We start from the raw sequence: 19,375 nt of genomic DNA, 5'->3' as shown, positions 1-19,375 counted from the left end.
CCGTCACCCCTGGGTCGCGGCCTGCTGCGCGGTCCGGCGCCCTCTGGCCATCCACGCCGTGCCGATCCCGGCGGACACGAGACCCGCGATCGCGCCTGCGACCATGCCCTCCCGCGGTCCGAGGGTGTTCGCGATCCAGCCGATGACGGGCGCGCCGATCACGGTGCCGCCCATGAAGATCGCCATGTAGATCGCCATCACGCGACCGCGCACCCAGCGCTCGACGCTGAGCTGCACGGTGCCGTTGGCGGTGGTCATGAACGTCTGCGACGCGACGCCGACGAGCGGCAGGGCGATGGCGAGCACGAGGAAGCTGGGTGCCAGCGCCCCGATCATCAGTCCGACGCCGAAGAGCACCCCGGCGACCACCATCAGCCCGAACCGCGGCTCGGTGCGCCGCGCCGCGAGCAGCGCGCCCGCCACGGCACCGATCGCGAGCGCGGTGGACAGCAGGCCGTAGCCGGTCGCGCCCTGGTGGAACAGCACCGCCATCGTCGACGCGTAGATGGGGAAGTTCATCCCGAACGTGCCGATGATGAAGATCATCGTGAAGACCACGACCAGATCCCGGCGCGACGCGACGTAGCGGAAGCCCGCGACGAAGTCGGTGACGCCCCGGCCGCGCGGCGTGGTCACGCCCGCCCGGCCTGGGCGGATGAGCGCCAGCGACGCGAGCACGCCGGCGAAGCTCGCCGCGTTGAGGATGAACACCCAGCCGGGTCCGACGACCTCGGTGAGCAGGCCCGCGACGGACGGTCCGATGAGCCGCGCCGCGTTGAACGAGGCGGAGTTCAGGGCGACGGCGTTCGTCAGGTGCTCCGGCGGCACGAGCTCGGAGACGAAGCTCTGCCGGGCCGGCGCATCGAACGCCGCCGTGCAGCCGAGCAGGAAGGCGAAGCCGTAGACCTCGAGAAGCGTCACGACGTGCAGCACCGCGAGCACACCGAGCCCGAGCGCAAGCAGGCCCATCGCGGCCTGCGTCATCATCATCAGCGTCCGCTTCGGGATGCGGTCGGCCGCCAGCCCCGTGATCGGCAGCAGGAGCAGCTGCGGGCCGAACTGGAGCGCCATCGTGATCCCGACCGCGAAGGCGTCGTTGTGGGTCAGCTGCGTGAGCACGATCCAGTCCTGCGCCGTGCGCTGCATCCAGGTGCCGACGTTGCTGACGAGCGCGCCGGCCGCCCAGATCCGGTAGTCGTGCACCCGGAGCGAGCGGAACATGCCGGTCCTGGTCGTACTCGAGCTCACCGCGCCTCCGATTGCATAAGCATCGTATGCAAACGGCAGGTGTCGGCCGACCGACAGGCGGGACTCGGAGGGCGCTCACATGGTGACGGCGACCGCCAGAATGCTCCCGTGACCTTCGTCGACGCCCACGGGATCCGGATCGAGACGCACGAGTGGCTCGTCCCCGATCCGAGGGCGGTCGTGCAGATCTCGCACGGGATCGGCGAGCACGCCGGCCGCTACGCGGCGCTCGCCGCGGACCTGAACGCCGCCGGGTTCGCGGTCGTCGCGGACGACCACCGCGGACACGGCCGCACCGGCGTCGGCCAGTGGGGGAGCGACACCGCGAGGCTCGGCCACCTCGGGCCCGGCGGCCTCCGGGCCACGATCGACGCGATCGCCGAGTTCAGCAGGCAGACCCGCGACCGCTTCCCGGACGCGTCCTTCGTGGTCCTCGCCCACAGCTGGGGATCCCTGATGGCGCAGATCGCGCTGAACCACGGGCAGATCGACGCGGACGGCCTCGTGCTCTCCGGCACCGCGTACCGGCTGCCCGGGTTCATGGACGGCGGCGACCTGAACCGCAAGCACACGTCCTTCGGCTCGACCGGCGCCGAGTGGCTGAGCCGCGACCCGGAGGTCGCCCGCCGGTGGGTCGAGGATCCGCTCACCTTCCCCGCCGAGACGTCCAAGCTGCTCGGCGTGCGCGACACCCTGCGCCTGATCGGGCGCCCCGCCCGGGGGCTCGGCTCGGCGCTGCCCGTGCTGATCCAGGTGGGCGGCGACGACACCCTGGGCGGCGGGCGGAGCGCCCAGCGGCTCGCGAAGGCCTACCGGGAGCGGTCCGGGATCACCGACGTCACCACGATCGTGTACGACGGCGCCCGGCACGAGGTCTACAACGAGACGAACCGCGACGAGGTCATCGCGGACCTGGTGGCCTGGATCGAGGGGCACGTCCTGACGCGGAAGGGGCGCTGATGCACGGTGAGGCTCTGCACGGCGAATACAAGGTGCCGGGCGGCAAGCTCGTCGTGGTCGACTTCGACGTGGAGGACGGGCGCATCGCCCGCTTCCGCCTGGCGGGGGACTTCTTCCTCGAGCCGGATGATGCGCTCGAGGCCGTCGACGCCGCGGTGACCGGGCTGCCGGTCGAGTCGAGCGCCACCGAGATCGCCGGCGCCGTGCGCGCGGCCCTGCCGGACGGCGCGGTGCTGCTCGGCTTCACCCCGGACTCCGTCGGCACGGCCGTGCGGCGAGCGATCGGCCGCGCGGCCGGCTGGCGCGACTTCTCGTGGGAGCTGCTGCATCCGCCGGCCGTGCGTCCCGCCGTGCATCTCGCGCTCGACCAGGTGCTCACGGAGGAGGTCGGCGCGGGCCGCCGCAAGCCCACCCTGCGGATCTGGGAGTGGGACGAGCCCGCGGTGGTCATCGGCAGCTTCCAGTCCCTGCGCAACGAGGTCGACCTCGAGAACGCGAAGCGGTTCGGCGTCGACGTGGTGCGACGCATCTCCGGCGGCGGCGCGATGTTCATGGAGGCCGGCAGCGTCGTCACGTACTCCCTCTACGCGCCCGGCGAGCTCGTCGCAGGGATGTCCTTCGCGGAGTCGTACGCCTACCTCGACGACTGGGTGCTGCAGGCCCTGCGGTCGCTCGGCATCGACGCCACCTACCAGCCGCTCAACGACATCTCCTCGCCCCTCGGCAAGATCGGCGGCGCCGCGCAGAAGCGCCTCGGCGGGGGCGCCGTGCTGCACCACGTGACCATGAGCTACGACATGGACGGCGAGAAGATGGTCCAGGTGCTGCGCATCGGCCGCGAGAAGATGAGCGACAAGGGCACCGTCAGCGCCGCGAAGCGCGTCGACCCGCTGCGCAAGCAGTCCGGCCTCCCCCGAGCCGCCATCCTCGAGCGGATGGAGGAGACCTTCATCCGTCTGACCGGCGCCGAGCGCGGGGAGCTCACCGCGGACGAGCTGGCGCAGGCCGAGGAGCTCGTGCGGACGAAGTTCTCGACCGAGGAGTGGCTGAACCGCGTGCCCTGAGCGCACGCGGTCCGGCCTGCTCGTCTCAGGCGGTGCCGGGCTCCGCGATCCGGGCCCGGGCGCCGGTCGGCTCCGCCTCGCGCTCGGGCTCGGCCTCATCCTCGGGGCCGCCGGGCGCCACCATCGCGCCGCCCTCGTGCGCCCGGTCGGCCGCCTCCTGCAGCGCCGACTTGTTGCGCAGCGGCTGGGCCTTCAGGAACCAGCTGAGCACGAACGCGACGGCGACGACCACGAGGCCCACCCAGAAGACGGTCACCATCGCCTCCGAGAAGCCGACGAGGAACGGCTGCTTCAAGGCGTCGGTCGCGGTGGTGAGGAACGAGGTGTCGCCGTTCAGCGCACCCGTCGCGCTGCCCCCGCCGGATCCGCTCGTGCCGCCGGCCGTGATCCTCGCCACGACCTGGTCCACCACCTGGTGACGCTGGGCGGCGTTCGCCAGGTTCACCTGGGGTGGCAGCGCGGCGATGATCGGCTTCACGATCGCGTCGTAGATCTGCGTCATGATCCCGTGGTTGATCGAGAGGCTCGACACCGCCGGGTTCAGGGCCGAGTCGAGCGCCGGCTTCACGACGTCCGGGTTCTTGAAGGCGCCCGCGATGGTGTCCGGGATGCGGGTGAACAGCACCGACAGCAGCACCGCGGTGCCCACCGTGCCGCCGATCTGCCGGAAGAACGTCGACGCGCTCGTCGCGACGCCCATGAAGCGGGTGTCCACCGTGTTCTGGCTCGCGATCGTGAGCGTCTGCATCAGCTGCCCAAGCCCGAGGCCGATGCCGAACATGCCGATCAGCGCCCACCAGAGCGGTCGGTCCGCCGTCACGAACGTCATGTAGAAGAACGCGAGCAGCAGGATGCCCGTGCCGGTGATCGGGAAGACCTTGTACTTGCCGGTGCGCGAGATCAGCTGGCCGGCCATGATCGAGGAGATCATCAGGCCGGCGACCATCGCGATCATCGCGAAGCCCGACTGGGTCGGGTTCAGGCCCTGCACGAGCTGCAGGTAGAGCGGCACCGTGAGCAGCGCCCCGAACATGCCGAAGCCGACGAGGACGCCGAGGATCGTCGCCACCGCGAAGGTGCGGTTCTTGAACAGCATGAGCGGGATGAGCGCGTTCGACTTCATCCGCCGCTCCGTGATGATGAACGCGACGACGCCGATCGCCGCGAGCCCGTAGCAGAGCCAGGCGCCCCACGAGGTCCAGCCCCAGGTGCGGCCCTGCTCGGCGACGACGAGGCCCGGCACGAGGGCGAGGATCACGAAGACGGCCCCGAACCAGTCGATGACGGCACTGCCGTGCCGCTTCGGCAGGTGCAGGAACCGGCTCACCATGAACAGCGAGAAGACGCCGATCGGCAGGTTGATCAGGAACACCCACCGCCAGCCGGCGATGCCGAGGATCTCGGGGGTACCGGCGAAGAGGCCGCCGACGAGCGGCCCGATGACGCTCGACGTGCCGAAGACGGCGAGGAAGTAGCCCTGGTACTTGGCGCGCTCGCGGGGCGCGAGGATGTCGCCCATCACCGTGAGGGCCAGCGACATGAGGCCGCCGGCGCCGATGCCCTGCACGGCGCGGAACACCGCGAGCGAGTACATGCTCCAGGCGGTGCCGGCGAGCAGCGAGCCGACGAGGAAGATCCCGATGGCCGTCAGGAAGATCGGGCGGCGGCCGTAGATGTCGGACAGCTTGCCGAGGATCGGGGTCGAGATCGTCGAGGTGATGAGGTAGGCGGTCGTCACCCACGCCTGCTCGCTGAGGCCGTGCAGGTCGTCCGAGATCGTGCGGATCGCGGTGCCGACGATGGTCTGATCGAGCGACGCGAGGAACATCCCGCTCATCAACCCGAAGATGATGAAGAGGATCTGGCGGTGCGTCATGACGACGCCGGCGCCGGTACCGCTCGCGGATGGGGCATTCGTGGTCGTCATGGGACTCCTCGCCCGAATTTTGCGCAGCCTGCAAAATACAGCACTCCTGCGAACACGGCGACGCTCGCAGAGGATTACCCGGTCCCTGTTTAGGCTGCGGGGGTGCGCTGGTCGTCGCGGACCGCCGCCGGCCTCGTCGCCGTCGGCCTCGCCGTCGTGCTCGCGGGCTGCGGAACGCCCGTTCCGTCGGCCCCTGCGCATGCCACCCGGGCGCCGGCGATCCGCACGACGGCTCCGAGCCCCGCGCCGTCCCCGACGCCGTCCGTGTCGTCCTCCTTCGACCGGTCGGCGCAGTCGATCGACGCCCCCACGAGCCTCTGGGTGATCGTCGACAAGCTGCGGCCCCTCCGTCCGGCCTCCTACGTGCCACCGGACCTCACCGCCGTCGATGTGCCCCACACCAACCCGCCGGTGCTGCGGAAGGCCGCCGCACGCGCGGTCGAGCTGATGTTCGCGGTGGCCGGGCGAGCGGGAGTCCACCTCGCGTCGAACAGCACCTACCGCCCTTACAGCGACCAGCGCGCGATCTACGACGGGGACATCTCTCGGATCGGTGTCGCCGGGGCCGACCGGCTGACCGCACGGCCCGGTTACAGCGAGCACCAGACGGGCCTCGCGATCGACATCGGCACCGCGAGCGGGCGCTGCGACCTGGATCCCTGCTTCGCCCGCACGCCCGAGGGACGCTGGCTGGCGGCATCCGCCTGGCGGTACGGCTTCGTGCTGCGCTACCCGGCCGGCCAGGAGCAGGTCACCGGCATCGAGTTCGAGCCGTGGCACTACCGCTACGTCGGTGGGCCGCTCGCCGCGGCGTACCACGCCGAGGGCGCCCCGACGCTGGAGTCGTTCTTCGGCCTCCCGCCGTCGCCCAGCTACCGCTGATGGCTCAGCCGAGCGCGGCGTCGACGATGCGCTTCGCCTCGGCCTGCACCGTCTTCAGGTGCTCCGGGCCCTTGAAGCTCTCGGCGTAGATCTTGTAGACGTCCTCGGTACCGGACGGCCGGGCCGCGAACCAGGCGCTCTCGCTGACGACCTTGACGCCGCCGACGGCAGCGCCGTTGCCGGGCGCCTTCGACAGCTTCGCGGTGATCGGCTCACCGGCCAGCTCGGTCGCCTCGATCGCGTCGCCGTCGAGCTTGCCGAGCGCGGCCTTCTGCGCCTTCGTGGCAGCGGCGTCGACCCGCTCGTACGCGGGGTCGCCGAAGCGCTCGGTGAGGTCGCGGTAGAGCTCGCTCGGCGAGCGGCCCGTGACGGCGCGGATCTCGCTCGCGAGCAGGGCGAGCAGGATGCCGTCCTTGTCGGTCGTCCAGGCCGTGCCGTCGGTGCGGAGGAAGCTCGCGCCGGCGCTCTCCTCGCCGCCGAAGGCGACGGATCCGTCGATCAGCCCCGGCACGAACCACTTGAAGCCGACCGGCACCTCGACGAGCCGCCGGCCGATGGACTCGGCGACCCGGTCGATCATCGAGGACGACACGAGGGTCTTGCCGACCGCCGCATCCGCCGACCACTGCGGGCGGTGCGTGAACAGGTACTGGATGGCGACGGCGAGGTAGTGGTTCGGATTCATCAGCCCGGCGTCGGGGGTGACGATGCCGTGCCGGTCGGCGTCGGCGTCGTTGCCGGTGAGGATGTCGAAGTCGCCCGCGCGGGCGACGACGGAGGCCATCGCGGACGGCGAGGACGGGTCCATCCGGATCTTCTCGTCCCAGTCGAGCGTCATGAACGACCAGGCGGGGTCGACCTCGGGGTTCACGACGGTGAGGTCGAGCCCGTAGGTGTCGGCGATGGCTTGCCAGTAGCTCACCGATGCGCCGCCGAGCGGGTCGGCGCCGATGCGCACGCCGGCCTGCTTGATCGCGTCGATGTCGATGATGTTCGCGAGGTCCTCGACGTAGTGGGTGCGGAAGTCGTAGCCCTCGACGGCAGAGGGCTCGGCGCGCTGCACGTCCGCGAGGCCGCCCTCGATCAGCTCGTTGGCCCGGTTCGCGATCCACGTGGTCGCGTCGCTGTCGGCGGGTCCGCCGTGCGGCGGGTTGTACTTGAACCCGCCGTCAGCCGGAGGGTTGTGGCTCGGGGTGACGACGATGCCGTCGGCCTGGTCGTTCGGGTCGCCGCCGTTCGCCCGGTTGTAGCGGATGATCGCGTGGCTCACGGCGGGCGTCGGGGTGAAGCCGTCGTACTCGTCGATCAGCACCCGCACCTGGTTGCCCACCAGCACCTCGAGCGCGGTGGTCTGGGCGGGCGCCGACAGCGCGTGGGTGTCGCGTCCCATGAACAGCGGGCCGGTGATGCCCTGCGCGGCACGGTATTCGACGATCGCCTGCGTGATCGCGGCGATGTGGTCGTCGTTGAACGCCGTCTTCAGCGAGCTGCCCCGGTGGCCAGAGGTGCCGAACACCACGCGCTGCTCGGGGTCGGACACGTCGGGGTGGCGGTGCCAGTAGGCGTGCAGCAGCTCCTCGACGTCGATGAGGTCGGATGCGGTCGCCGGCGTGCCTGCGCGGGAGGTCATGCCCTCATCCTGGCCCGGGGCGCTGGATAGTCTCTAGCCCGTGCCTGCCGCGGACTCCACCTACAGCTACCTGGGCCCCGCGGGCACCTTCACGGAGGTCGCGCTCGGGCAGGTGACGGCCGCGAGAGGCGCGACCTGGCGGCCCGTGAACAACATCGGCGAGGCGCTCGACGACGTGGTCGGCGGCACCTCGATCGCGGCGATGCTCGCCATCGAGAACACCGTGGAGGGCGGCGTCGCCGCGGTGCTCGACGCGCTCGCCTCCATCCCCGACCTCCGGATCGTGGGCGAGTACCTCGTGCCGGTGCGGTTCGCGCTCGTCACTCGACCCGGTGTCGGGCTCGCCGATGTGCGCGCCGTGGCGGCGCATCCGGTCGCCTACGCGCAGTGCCGCGCGTGGCTGCACGCGAACCTGCCGTCGCACACGCAGCTGCCCGCGGCCTCGAACGTGCAGGCCGCGCAGTTCCTCGCCGAGCACGAGGGCGACCTCGCGCAGGCCGCGATCGCCACCCCCACCGCAGGGGAGCGGTTCGGCCTGGCGACCCTGGCGGACGACATCGGCGACAACCCGAACGCCATGACGCGGTTCGTGCTGGTGGCGAAGTCGGGATCCATGCCGGCACCGGCATCCACGGGAGCGGACAAGACGAGCATCGTCGCGGACCTGCCGAGCGACCGGCCCGGTGCGCTGCTCGAGCTGCTGGAGCAGTTCGCGACCCGCGGCGTGAACCTGTCGCTGCTGCACTCGCGGCCGATCGGCGACGAGCTCGGCCGGTACCGGTTCGTCATCGACCTCGACGGGCACCTCGACGACGAGCGGGTGGCGGATGCGCTGCTCGGCGTGCGCCGCTTCAGCCCGCGGGTGCTCTTCCTCGGCTCCTACCCGCGGGCGGACGGCCGCCCCGTCGCCGCCGCCGAGGCGCACGACGACGAGGTCTACGCGCAGGCCCGCGCCTGGCTGAAGGACCTCCGAGGCCACTGACTCGAACCGTGGGTGTTGCCACTTTTCGCGATCTTGAGGCGCTCAAGGTCGCAGAAAGTGGCAACAGTCGCGCGGGGTGGGGCTACTTCAGCGACCAGTAGTAGGCGACGCCGCCCGGGTGATCCTTCGTGACCGCGGTGTCGACGCTCCGGTAGTCGGAGTCGTTCGTGTGGCCGGCGAAGTCGATCTCGATGTGGCCGTCGCTCGACTTCACGACCCGGGTCACGACGCCGGTGTGGTCGCGGTCGCCGGTGCGGTCCCAGTCGAACTGCACCACGTCGCCGACCTTCACCTTCGACCGCTGCTGGTCCGTCAGCGGCGTGCCGAGCTCGGGGTGGTCCTCCATGAAGCTCATGAAGGCCGTCGAGCTGCGCCAGGCGGGCCCAGCATCGAGGATGTCCGCCGCGTGCACCCAGTCGCCCTGCTGCTTCCAGCCGCGCTGCAGCAGCGACTGACTCGTGAAGTCCACGCAGTCGTCGTCGGGCAGCGCCTCGTACGCCGGGTTGTAGTGCTCCCAGTACTTCAGCACGTAGGCCAGCTGGCGGTCGGTGCCGTCGACGGCGCGGTACGTGAAGCTCGTGGAGGCGACCGTGGATCCGGATGCGGACTGCAGCGCGACCGTGTCGGTCGCGGGCGCGAAGGCCACGGCGGACGGCGTGGTGAACGTCACCCGGTCGCCCGCGCCGCCGGCCGGGACTGTGGTGCCCGCGAGCTTCACCCTCCGCACGCCGGCAAGGCCGCTGCCCGTGAGCACCACCTTCGAGCCGCCCCTGACGGTGCCGGTCGCCGGCGACGCGGTGTGCACGACAGCGCTATCGGGCGCCGCGGTGTCGCCGCCGACGGGCGCCGACTCGACGGGCGCGGATCCGCCATCCGCAAGCGAGCAGCCGGTCAGCCCGACGGCCAGGACCGCGCCGAGCAGGGCCGCGTCGCGGACGCGGCGGAACGAACGCATCCCCCGAAGCATGCAACGAGGCTATGGGGGTCCCAACGGATTCCGGAGTAGCGCTGTACGAGGCGTGTCAGCCGTCGGCCCGGCCCTCAGGCAGGAACGCGCTCCTCCTCCTGCGCCTTCTCGGACGCGGGCAGCTCATCCGCCTCGTCACGCGGGATGCGGACGGCGAGCGCGAGGTCCTCGACCTTCGCGCGGAGCGCGACGATCTGCCCGAAGGTGTCGCCGTCGAGCTGCACCGGCCGCGGGTCGTCGGGCCGGATGACGATCTCCTTGCCCCGGAGGTAGCGCAGGGTGCGCACCTCCTTCGTGTTCGACAGGATCTTGCGGCCGAGGCTGCTGCGCCGGAGCACCCCGTTCTCCCACACGACCTTCACCAGGATCTGCACCCATCCGAAGAAGCCCTCCGGGCGCAGCGCCACGATGTCGAACACGCCGTCGTCGACGACGGCATCGGGCAGCAGCAGGATGTTGCCGGTCAGCAGCCCGCAGTTGCCGATCAGCATCGTGTTCACGCGGAGGTTCCGCGTCGGCTGGTCGTCGAGCTTGAAGCGCAGGCGGATGTAGTTCTTGCTGCCGACGCTGCGGGCGATCCCGCCGACATAGGCGAGCCAGCCGACCTTCTTCTTCAGCCCCGGGTCGGTGTTCTCGATCATCGCCGCGTCGAGCCCGAGGCCCGCCATCACGAGGAAGGCCCGCGTCTCGCGCTTGCCGTCGGGGCGCTCCAGCTCGACGACGCCGAGGTCGATCCGCCGGTCGGTACCGGTGAACGCGGTCGTCACCGACTCCTCGAGCCGATCGAGGGTGAGCTTCATGTTGCGGGCCAGGAGGTTGCCGGTCCCCGACGGCAGCAGGGCGATGGGCACGTCCGAGCCCCGCAGCCCCTCCGCGACGGCGCGGATCGTGCCGTCCCCGCCGGCGCTCAGCACGACCTCGGCGCCGTCGTCGACGGCCTGCTTCGCCTGGCCGGTGCCCGGGTCCTCCTCGGAGGTCTCGTACCAGCGGGTGTCGCCCCATCCGGCCTGCTGAGCGGCGGTGTGCACCGTCTCGCGCAGCGCGTCGAGGTCGACCTTGATCGGGTTGTAGACCACCGCGGCGTGACGCTGCGGCTCGGCGGTCGCAGACTGCGGCATGGCGCACACCCTATCCACGGCTCGTTGGGAGTTCGGGAGCGCCGGAACGGGCCGTTCCGCCCGAATAGGCTGGGGTCGTGATCGACGTGCAGCTGCTCCGCGCCGCACCGGAGGTCGTCGAGCGGTCGCAGCGGATGCGCGGAGCCCGGGTCGAGCTCGTCGCCGAGGCCGCCGCCGCCGACACCGAGCGCCGCGAGGCGATCGCCGAGTTCGAGCGGCTCCGGGCCGAGCAGAACGCCTTCGGCAAGCGGGTCGCGGCCGCGAGCAAGGACGAGAAGCCGGCGCTGCTCGCCGAGGTGAAGCAGCTGTCCGCGGATGTGAAGGCGGCGAGCGAGCGCTCCTCGGCTGCCGAGGCGCGGGCGGACGAGCTGCTCGCCGCGATCCCGAACATCGTGCAGGACGAGGTGCCGCCGGGCGGCGAGGACGACTACGTGGTGATCCGCGAGGTCGGGACGCGCCCCGAGTTCGACTTCGAGCCGCGCGACCACCTCGCGCTCGGTGAGCTGCTCGCCGCGATCGACATGGCCCGGGGAGCCAAGGTCTCCGGCGCGCGCTTCTACTACCTCCGCGGTATCGGTGCCCGGCTCGAGCTCGCGCTCATGCAGCTCGCGCTCGACCGCGCCCTGGCGGTCGGCTTCGTCCCCCTCATCACGCCCACGCTCGTGAAGCCGGAGATCATGGCCGGCACGGGCTTCCTCGGCGAGCACGCCGACGAGGTCTACCGCCTCGAGTCGGAGGACCTCTACCTCACCGGGACGAGCGAGGTGGCGCTCGCCGGCTACCACGCGGACGAGATCATCGACGTGTCCGACGGGCCGCTCCGCTACGCCGGCTGGTCGACCTGCTACCGCCGCGAGGCCGGCAGCCACGGCAAGGACACCCGCGGGATCATCCGGGTGCACCAGTTCAACAAGCTCGAGATGTTCAGCTACATCGACCCCGCGGATGCGGAGGCCGAGCACCTGCGGCTCGTCGCGATGCAGGAGGCGATGCTCACCGACCTCGGCCTCTCGTACCGGGTGATCGACACCGCCGCGGGCGACCTCGGCACCTCCGCCGCCCGCAAGTACGACGTCGAGGCCTGGGTGCCGACGCAGGGCGCCTACCGGGAGCTCACCTCCACCTCGAACTGCACGACCTTCCAGGCGCGCCGGCTCGGCATCCGCTATCGCGCGGAGAGCGGCCGCACGGCGCCGGTCGCGACCCTGAACGGCACCCTCGCGACCACGCGCTGGATCGTCGCGCTGCTCGAGACGCACCAGCGCGCAGACGGCTCGGTGGCTGTGCCCGAGGTGCTGCGTCCCTACCTCGGCGGCCTCGAGGTGCTCGAGCCCGCGACGACGAAGTGACGGCCGCGGACGCTGCGTCGCCGCGCCTCGTCGCGCTCGACATCGACGGCACGGTGCTGCACGAGGACGGGTCCGCCTCCCCCCGGGTGCGGCAGGCGGTGCGCGCCGCGGTGCAGGCGGGCCACGAGGTGATGCTCGCGACAGGGCGCTCCGTCGCGACCACGCTGCCCGTGCTCGAGCAGCTGCGGATCACCCCGGAGTACGTCGTCTGCTCGAACGGCGCCATCACCCTTCGTCGCGATGCGGATGCCGAGGGCGGCTACCGCCGGGAGATCGTCGAGACGTTCGATCCGTCGGAGGTGCTGACGACCATCCGAGGCGCGCTCTCGGACGCGCGGTACGCGGTCGAGGACGAGACCGGCTTCTTCCGGTACACCGAGTCGTTCCCCCAGGGGGCGGTCGGATCGGCGAGCCGGCAGGTGGACTTCGAAGGCCTGCTGGACGTGGAGGCCACCCGTGTCGTGGTGATCTCGCCGAACCACGGCACCGAAGAGTTCCTGCAGGTCGTCGAGAAGATGGGGCTGCACCGCGTCAGCTACGCCGTCGGATGGACGGCCTGGCTCGACATCGCGCCCGACGGCGTGAACAAGGCGACCGCGATGGAGCGGGTGCGCGAGCGGCTCGACGTGCCGCTCGACCGGGTGGTCGCCGTCGGCGACGGCCGCAACGACATCGAGATGCTCGAGTGGGCCTCACGCCACGGCTGGGGTGTCGCGATGGGCCAGGCGCCGTCGGACGTCCGGGCCGCGGCCGCTTCTGTGGCCGGTCCGGTCGCATCCGACGGCCTCGCCGACGTGCTGGAGTCGCTCGTCCGCCCGTAGGACTCAAACGACGAAGGGGCGGACGGCTCGCGCCGGCCGCCCCTTCGCCTTCGATCAGAACGCGGCCGTGCCGTTCGGCGTGCCGAGCCCGGTCGGGCCGTCCCAGCCGGTGCCGGCCGTGCACAGCACCTTCGTGGTGCACGTGCCGTTGCTGCCGCTCGTCACGTCGAACAGCCCGTTCGCGTTGCTGTAGAGCGAGGAGTTCGTCGTCGAGGCGCTGACCCCACCGGCCAGCGCGTACACCGAAGCGATCACCGGGGACGCCACCGAGGTGCCCCCGAAGACCATCCAGCCGGCAGCGCCCTGGTAGGTGTAGCTGTCGTAGACGGCCACGCCGGTGTTCGGATCGGCGACCGCGGACACATCCGCCACCGCCCGCTTCGCGCATCCGGTGCTCACCGACGACTGCCCGCTGATCTTCGGGTCGTACGCCGAGCAGCCCGAGCCGGCGCCGTTCCATGCGGTCTCGCTCCAGCCGCGAGTGGTCGACGACTTCGCGAGGCTCGTGCCGCCCACCGCGGTCACGTTCGCCGACGCCGCCGGGTACTCGACCCCGTAGCCGTTGTCACCGGAGCTCGCCGTGATCGCGACGCCGGGGTGGCTGTAGTACTTCCAGTCGTACGCGGTGTCGCTGGGCGACTCGGATCCGCCGTAGCTGTTCGAGATCTCCGTCGCGCCGAGCCGTGCGGCCGTGTTCACCGCGGTGCCGAGGTTCGTCAGCGACGAGCTGCTCGCCTCGACGAGCAGGATCTTGCAGCCGGGGCAGATCGCGCTGACCATGTCGAGGTCGAGCGAGATCTCCTGGGTCCATCCGCCGTCGGCGCGCGGAAGGCTGGTCTTGCTGCCCGTCTGGCCGACCTTCGTGAAGCAGCCGTTCGCGGTCGTGCAGGCGGGCAGCCCGTACTGGGCCCGGTAGGTGGCCAGGTCGGCCTCCGCCTTCGGGTCGTCGTACGCGTCGACGATCGCGACGGTCTGCGAGGAGGTGCCGGTCGCCGTCAGCTTGTAGGCCGAGCGGAGATCCGCGGGGCCGTATCCGGACGGCGTCACGTTCGGCTGGACCGTGCCGTTGTTGCTCACCGGGTCGGCACGGATGGCGTTGCACGCGGCCGCGCCGTGCGCCGGTGTGCCGCAGACGTGCACGTGCCCGGCGGATCGTGCCGGCCAGTTCTGCGCCGCCTGCGCTGCCACCGGCCCTGCTGTCATCAGCAGTGCCAGCACGGTTCCCCCCAGCAGCACCGATCGAGTGAAACGAGCTGTTCGCATCCGGACCTCCCCATCCGTCCCCCGCGGGCCGAGCGGCGCCGCGGGTGCCACCGTAGGTCGCGCTCGACCGGAATGACAGGCTTGGAATTTCGGAATCCGAGGCGTATGGGAGGCTCCGACGACTCGGGCGGGCGACGACCGCTCCGCTAGCATCACTGCCCTGGAGGGCTGTCCGAGCGGCCGATGGACCCGGTCTTGAAAACCGGTGGGCGGAAACGTCCCGTGGGTTCGAATCCCACGCCCTCCGCTTTTCAGGGCTTCACGAGGCACCGAAAACCCCGGAATCATGCGGATCTGGGATGACCTCGCGAAGCCTCGATGACGTCGTGGGCACGAAGCTGTCCCAAATTGTGCCCACGCCGGCGCGCGGGGACGAGTGGTGCTGGCTCGTCCCGTACGTGGCGCAGGCACGCCGCGGCGTCGTCGCCGGAGGGTCGCGGGGCGGGCTGCAGCTGGCTGACCTGCGCCCGTGCGCCGCGCGTGGAGGGCTGGGGCTCAGCGCCTGCCCCCCGACGCCTACATTCCCCTTATGCAGGCTGCGGTGCACACCAGATACGGGGGACCGGACGTGGTACGGCTCGCCGAGGTAGACCGACCGACCATCACGGCCACGGACGTGCTGATCGAGGTTCGGGCCACCACAGTGAACCGGACGGACTGCGCGTGCCGGGCCGCCAAGCCCTTCTTCATGCGGCTGTTCACAGGGCTGATCACGCCGCGGGCGACGGTTCTGGGAAACGAGTTCGCAGGAGTCGTCGTGCAGGTGGGCGCCCAGGTCGCGAAGTTCTCGGTGGGCGATGACGTGTTCGGCTACATCGAAGGTCCGTTCGGCGCACATGCCCAGTACCTCGCAATCCCTCAGGACGGCTCGCTCGCCGCCATGCCCCGCAACCTGACCTACGCTGAGGCGGCCCCCGGCACCGAGGGGTCCCACTACGCCCTGGCCCAGATCCGAGGGGCCGGGATCACCAGAGGGCAGCACGTCCTCGTTCACGGCGCCACGGGCGCGATCGGATCGGCGGCCGTTCAGCTGCTGAAGGCGCTCGGCGTCCAGGTGACGGCGGTGTGCGACACGGGCAACGCGGAGATGATGCAGCGCCTTGGGGCCGATCGTGTCATCGACTCCACAGTGACGGACTTCACGCAGGACGAGCAGACGTATGACGTGGTGCTGGACACCGTCGGCAAATCCTCGTTCAGCAGGTGTCGGCCCCTGATGAAGCCGAGCGGGATCTACATCTCCTCCGAGCTGGGCCCCCGCGCCGAGAACCCGTTCCTTGCGCTGATCGCCCCGATGCGGAGAGGGAAGCGAGTCCTCTTCCCCATTCCGCGGCATGACCAGGCGATGGTCGCTTATCTCGGAGACCTCATGTCGTCCGGTCGCTTCAGACCGCTGATCGACAGGACGTACCCGCTGACTCGCATCGTTGAGGCCTACCGGTACGTGGAGACGGGCCGGAAGATCGGCAACGTCGTGATCATGGTTGGACCATCCGAGGTGAGCCCCTGAGCCGGGCGCCCATTTCGGCCCACCCTGCTGCCGGCACAGGTTCGCACCCGCGGCTGCGATCAGCCGCGGGTGCGAAGTCCGGGTCGTCAGGCCGTGGCCATGACCCGCTCGACGGGCTCGACGCTCCTGTTCGTCCTGACGCCGACGATGAGTAGGTAGAACACCATCCAAACCTCGGCGATCGTGACGCACGGGATGACCAGGAAGGGATGGATGGTCCGCGCGACCTCGGGGAGCAGGAACGCGGTCATCACGTCGGCCAGGTAGCAGCCGCCGGCGACGACCAGCAGCACGCCGAGAGCCTTGGGGAACCATCCGGACTTGAGGGCCAGGTACCCCAACGGCACCAGCCACGCCCCGAAGAAGACCTGCGCCGCGAGCAGTCCGTAGTGCTGAGTGTCGAGCAGCAGGAGCGCCAAGGCGTGTGAACCCCCGGTTCCGAGCGACGAAAGGTCCACCGCTCCCGTCGCCACTTGCAGCCCCGCGTATTCGAAGGCGACGTTGAGAGAGGCGACGGCGGCCGCGAGCACGACGAGGACGGCCATTGCCCGTGCTGCGCCGCGGTGCACGTGCCTGAGCAGCGCGGCGAGAACGAGGGCGAGGATGACGAACACGACCTGGTCGGCGAGATCAGCGACGACGCCGAGGCGGACGAGAGCCGTGTTCGTCACGAGATTGTGCGCCGTCGCGGCTGCGTCCCCGCGGACGTACATAGCGGGCTCGACGAACCCTTCCGCGAAGCCGCCGAGAACGCCGACCGCGAGGTAGAGGGCGCCGGCGAGCCGTGCGAGGCGCTTTGGGGAGTTCATGGTGCGGCCTTTCTTCGGGGGTGGGTCCCGTTGGCCGGGATCAAAACGTACGGTGTACGTTCGCGTGTTCGCGACGGTAGACGTACGCTGTACGTAAGTCAAGGGGCTCGTCAGATCCCATTGCGAGAACTGCATCGATGGAGCGTCCAATTGGCAGATGAGACGGCCCCCCGCGTCGGCCGTCGGGCTCGACTGAGTCGGGAGCGCGTGCTGCAGGCGGCGCTGGTCGTCGCCGATCGGGAGGGGATCGAAGGGCTCAGCATCCGCCACATAGCCGAGGAGCTCGGGGCGAAACCGATGGCGCTCTACAACCACATCGCGGACAAGAGCGACATCCTCGACGGCCTCGTCGATCTCGTCTTCGCCGAGATCGTTGTGGCGTCAGGCGACGCTGACTGGAAGGTGGCGATGCGTCTCAGGGCGCACTCTGCGCGTGCAGCCTTGATGCGGCATTCATGGGCGAGCGCGCTCATGCAGTCTCGAACGAGTCCAGGGCCAGCAACGCTCCGGCACCAGGACGCCGTGATCGGGCGTCTCCTGCAGGCCGGCTTCACCATCCATCAGGCAGCGCACGCGTTCTCGCTCATGGACAGCTACATCTACGGCTTCGCCCAGCAGTTGCAGAACCTGACCTACAGCACACCGGATGAGGCCGCGGCCGTGGCGGAGGGCATCCTCCGCCAACTGCCGTCGAGTGAATACCCTCACCTCGCCCGCATGCTCACCGAGCACGCCCTGCAACCTGATTACGACTACGCCGCCGAGTTCGGGTTCGGCCTCGAACTGCTCCTTGATGGTCTCGAACGGGTCCTGAGTTCGTGAGCATCGGGGCGCCGGCGCTCCTGATCGCCTCATCCGACGGGTCCGGTACGCGACGGGAACGCCACCCGTCCGAGCATGGAGGAGACCGTGATGATCCGCCCGGGCGCGGCCGACCGCATCTGCGGAAGGACGGCCGCGGTCGTGTTGAGCGGTCTCACGCCCCGATCGCCGGTCCGTCTCGACGGACCGACCCGTCGAAGGGGCCGGCAGCCGGGCCGCGGGCGACCTGCTCGCGTTTCGGTTTCACGAGACGCAGCTGATGCTGTCAAGCCCCTTCCGAGCCTTCTGACGGGCGCGCCACACTTCCGCCCGTTGCTGGGCAGGGTGCGACCTTCAGCCGGAGAACGACATGAACCAGATCGGCCTGCAGGTGGTGGAGTACGTTCCGGCCGTCGAGCGCGCCGATCGCTCCCGCGACGACCTCACGTTCTGGTGGAGTCCGGAGATCGCGCGTCTGCAGCGTGAGCGCAGGTTCGCGGAGGCGCTGGCAGTCGCATGGTCGGGCATGGAAGCCGTCGAGTGCGTGCGGCCGTTGCCCTACGGATGGGCGTGGGGAGTCGCGGTGATCGCCCGACAGCTGCACCGACACGACCTCGAGGTCGAGGTGATCGAACGCGTGCTCGCCATCGCCGCCGAAGGGGGAACGCCCGCCGAGCTGTGGGACTCGCGGCTGCCGGCTGCGAAGGCGCTCGCGTCGCAGGGAGTCGGGCGCGAGCGCAACCAGCTCGACGCCGAACGATCGGTCGATCGTCTCCCTCGCCGGCCTCATCATCGTATGGAGCGGGATCACCAGGACGCCGGTCGACCACCCGCCGGGTGAGTGCCGGCACCGGTCGGCGCCAGGTCGCTCATCCTCCCGCCGCGCGGCGAGTCGCCGGGTGATCGAGGCGGCTGGGAACGTCCCGTCGAAACGGGCGGGATCATCGTTCCATGACCGTCGCGTTCACCGGTGTGCTGTTCTTCCCCGTCACCCCGTTCGACGAGCGCGGCGCGCTCGAGTCGGGCCTGGCACGCGAGCACGTCGCGGCGGGTCTGGCCAACGGTGCGGGCGGCGTCTTCCCGGCATGCGGCACCGGGGAGTTCCACGCCTTGAGCGTGGAGGAGAGCGTCGCGATGACCCGTGTCGCTGTCGAGGAGGCGGCGGGATCGGTGCCGGTCGTGCCGGGCGCCGGCGGCACGCTGCCGCACGCGGTCGAGCTGGCCGCCCGCGCCGCGGACGCCGGCGCGGACGCGCTGCTGCTGCTGCCCCCGTATCTGGTGGCCGGACCCGCCGACGGGCTCGAGCGTTACGTCACCGCCGTGGCCGAGGCCTCCCCGCTACCGCTGATCGTGTACCACCGCGGCACGGCGCAGTACTCGTCCGCGCTGATGCGGCGCCTCGCCGCGGATCCGCGCATCATCGGTTTCAAGGACGGGACCGGCGACGTCGCGCGGACGCAGGAGATCGTCTCGGTCGTCCGGGAGGTGCGCGACGACTTCGCGTTCTTCAACGGGCTGCTCACCGCGGAGGCGAGCCAGGCGGCCTACCGAGGGATCGGCGTGCCCCTCTACTCATCCGCGGCGTTCGCGATGGCACCGGAGATCGCCCGCGCCTACTACGACGCCTACGTGGCCGAGGACGAGCAGCGGCGGCTGGGCATCCTGCGCGACTTCTACCTGCCGCTCGTCGCGCTCCGCGATGAGACACCCGGATTCGGCGTCTCGCTCGTGAAGGCGGGTCTGCGGCTCCAGGGCGTGCCCGTGGGCGGCGTGCGGCCGCCGCTGTCGGACCCCGACCCGCGCCAGGAGCAGGAGCTCGGCCGCATCCTCAAGCGTGGCGTCGAGCTCGCCGCCGAGCTCGCGTGAGCGCCGCCTGGCCGTCCCCGACGGATTCGACGGCGACGATCGCCGAGCTGCAGGTCCGGCCTGTGACGGTGCCGCTGCCGCGGCCGTGGGGTCCTAACGTGCCCACGCTCACGTTCCTCGAGACGACGGTGATCGACAGCGACGGCGCGGAGGGCGTCGGGTTCTCGTGGACGCCGAC

At 70.7% G+C, this 19,375-nt stretch carries 17 protein-coding genes, 1 tRNA gene and 1 pseudogene; 12 read left to right on the top strand and 7 right to left on the bottom strand.

The genetic code is table 11. The features are described 5' to 3' along the window. Positions 1-3: 3 nt before the first annotated feature. A complete protein-coding gene (locus VIG76_RS14705) occupies positions 4-1,221 on the bottom strand; it encodes an MFS transporter (RefSeq protein WP_331955495.1) in 1,218 nt (405 codons plus the stop codon). Positions 1,222-1,356: 135 nt separating this feature from the next. Between VIG76_RS14705 and VIG76_RS14700 the strand changes: the two genes are divergently transcribed. Together VIG76_RS14700 and VIG76_RS14695 are read left to right on the top strand one after the other, a co-directional pair. Further along, a complete protein-coding gene (locus VIG76_RS14700; RefSeq protein ID WP_331955493.1) occupies positions 1,357-2,208 on the top strand; it encodes an alpha/beta hydrolase in 852 nt (283 codons plus the stop codon). A 14-nt stretch (positions 2,209-2,222) separates the two neighbouring features. Continuing rightward, positions 2,223-3,272: a lipoate-protein ligase LplAB gene (locus VIG76_RS14695; protein ID WP_331955513.1), complete on the top strand. Its 1,050-nt coding sequence runs from the start codon at positions 2,223-2,225 to the stop codon at positions 3,270-3,272. 25 nt (positions 3,273-3,297) lie between these two features. On the opposite strand, the gene VIG76_RS14690 is transcribed toward VIG76_RS14695, so the two are convergent. Then, positions 3,298-5,199 (bottom strand): MDR family MFS transporter, encoded by a 1,902-nt coding sequence (locus tag VIG76_RS14690; protein ID WP_331955491.1) that lies wholly within the window; start codon positions 5,197-5,199, stop codon positions 3,298-3,300. Between the two features lie 102 nt (positions 5,200-5,301). On the opposite strand from VIG76_RS14690, the gene VIG76_RS14685 reads away from it, so the two are divergent. Then, positions 5,302-6,081, top strand: a complete 780-nt coding sequence (locus tag VIG76_RS14685) for a M15 family metallopeptidase (RefSeq protein ID WP_331955489.1) — start codon at positions 5,302-5,304, stop codon at positions 6,079-6,081. Positions 6,082-6,085: 4 nt separating this feature from the next. Here the strand turns inward: VIG76_RS14685 and pgm are convergent, their stop codons facing one another. Then, positions 6,086-7,711: a phosphoglucomutase (alpha-D-glucose-1,6-bisphosphate-dependent) gene (gene pgm, locus VIG76_RS14680; protein ID WP_331955487.1), complete on the bottom strand. Its 1,626-nt coding sequence runs from the start codon at positions 7,709-7,711 to the stop codon at positions 6,086-6,088. Between the two features lie 40 nt (positions 7,712-7,751). Here pgm and pheA point away from each other — a divergent pair, with 40 nt between their 5' ends. Beyond that, positions 7,752-8,693, top strand: a complete 942-nt coding sequence (gene pheA, locus VIG76_RS14675; RefSeq protein ID WP_331955485.1) for a prephenate dehydratase — start codon at positions 7,752-7,754, stop codon at positions 8,691-8,693. Between the two features lie 82 nt (positions 8,694-8,775). Here the strand turns inward: pheA and VIG76_RS14670 are convergent, their stop codons facing one another. Both VIG76_RS14670 and VIG76_RS14665 read right to left on the bottom strand, forming a co-directional pair. Next, positions 8,776-9,648, bottom strand: coding sequence for an amidase domain-containing protein (locus tag VIG76_RS14670; protein ID WP_331955483.1), 873 nt, complete (start codon positions 9,646-9,648; stop codon positions 8,776-8,778). 86 nt (positions 9,649-9,734) lie between these two features. After that, positions 9,735-10,778, bottom strand: coding sequence for a diacylglycerol/lipid kinase family protein (locus VIG76_RS14665; RefSeq protein ID WP_331955481.1), 1,044 nt, complete (start codon positions 10,776-10,778; stop codon positions 9,735-9,737). 77 nt (positions 10,779-10,855) lie between these two features. Here VIG76_RS14665 and serS point away from each other — a divergent pair, with 77 nt between their 5' ends. Both serS and VIG76_RS14655 read left to right on the top strand, forming a co-directional pair. Beyond that, positions 10,856-12,127, top strand: coding sequence for a serine--tRNA ligase (serS, locus tag VIG76_RS14660; protein ID WP_331955479.1), 1,272 nt, complete (start codon positions 10,856-10,858; stop codon positions 12,125-12,127). Next, positions 12,124-12,948 carry an HAD family hydrolase gene (locus VIG76_RS14655; protein ID WP_331955477.1) on the top strand — a complete coding sequence of 275 codons (825 nt, stop codon included), beginning with the start codon at positions 12,124-12,126 and terminating at the stop codon, positions 12,946-12,948. Before serS ends, VIG76_RS14655 begins: the two co-directional genes overlap by 4 nt. A 54-nt stretch (positions 12,949-13,002) precedes the next feature. Here the strand turns inward: VIG76_RS14655 and VIG76_RS14650 are convergent, their stop codons facing one another. Beyond that, on the bottom strand, positions 13,003-14,184 hold the full coding sequence (locus tag VIG76_RS14650; RefSeq protein WP_331955475.1) for a S53 family peptidase: 1,182 nt from the start codon (positions 14,182-14,184) through the stop codon (positions 13,003-13,005). 189 nt (positions 14,185-14,373) lie between these two features. Here VIG76_RS14650 and VIG76_RS14645 point away from each other — a divergent pair. Together VIG76_RS14645 and VIG76_RS14640 are read left to right on the top strand one after the other, a co-directional pair. Then, a tRNA-Ser gene (locus VIG76_RS14645) sits at positions 14,374-14,458 on the top strand. A 282-nt stretch (positions 14,459-14,740) separates the two neighbouring features. Next, entirely contained in the window at positions 14,741-15,721 is a 981-nt protein-coding gene (locus VIG76_RS14640; protein ID WP_331955473.1) for an NAD(P)-dependent alcohol dehydrogenase, read from the top strand. 86 nt (positions 15,722-15,807) lie between these two features. On the opposite strand, the gene VIG76_RS14635 is transcribed toward VIG76_RS14640, so the two are convergent. Beyond that, on the bottom strand, positions 15,808-16,665 hold the full coding sequence (locus tag VIG76_RS14635; protein ID WP_331955471.1) for a DUF4386 domain-containing protein: 858 nt from the start codon (positions 16,663-16,665) through the stop codon (positions 15,808-15,810). A 72-nt stretch (positions 16,666-16,737) separates the two neighbouring features. Between VIG76_RS14635 and VIG76_RS14630 the strand changes: the two genes are divergently transcribed. The 4 genes and pseudogenes from VIG76_RS14630 to VIG76_RS14615 form a co-directional block, all read left to right on the top strand. Beyond that, the gene (locus VIG76_RS14630) at positions 16,738-17,352 is read left to right on the top strand and encodes a TetR/AcrR family transcriptional regulator (RefSeq protein WP_331955469.1); all 615 of its coding nucleotides are present in this window, start codon (positions 16,738-16,740) and stop codon (positions 17,350-17,352) included. Between the two features lie 349 nt (positions 17,353-17,701). After that, positions 17,702-18,172 (top strand): hypothetical protein, encoded by a 471-nt coding sequence (locus VIG76_RS14625; protein ID WP_331955467.1) that lies wholly within the window; start codon positions 17,702-17,704, stop codon positions 18,170-18,172. A 110-nt stretch (positions 18,173-18,282) separates the two neighbouring features. Further along, on the top strand, positions 18,283-19,197 hold the full coding sequence (locus VIG76_RS14620; protein WP_331955465.1) for a 5-dehydro-4-deoxyglucarate dehydratase: 915 nt from the start codon (positions 18,283-18,285) through the stop codon (positions 19,195-19,197). Then, positions 19,194-19,375: pseudogene (locus tag VIG76_RS14615) on the top strand (hypothetical protein); the annotation flags it as partial. The gene VIG76_RS14620 and the pseudogene VIG76_RS14615, both read left to right, overlap by 4 nt.

The sequence above is a fragment of the Amnibacterium sp. genome (assembly GCF_036559085.1).
In the GTDB taxonomy this organism is placed as follows: domain Bacteria; phylum Actinomycetota; class Actinomycetes; order Actinomycetales; family Microbacteriaceae; genus Amnibacterium.
Note: the sequence above shows the minus strand (reverse complement) of the source record. Positions and strands in the feature narration are given on the sequence as shown.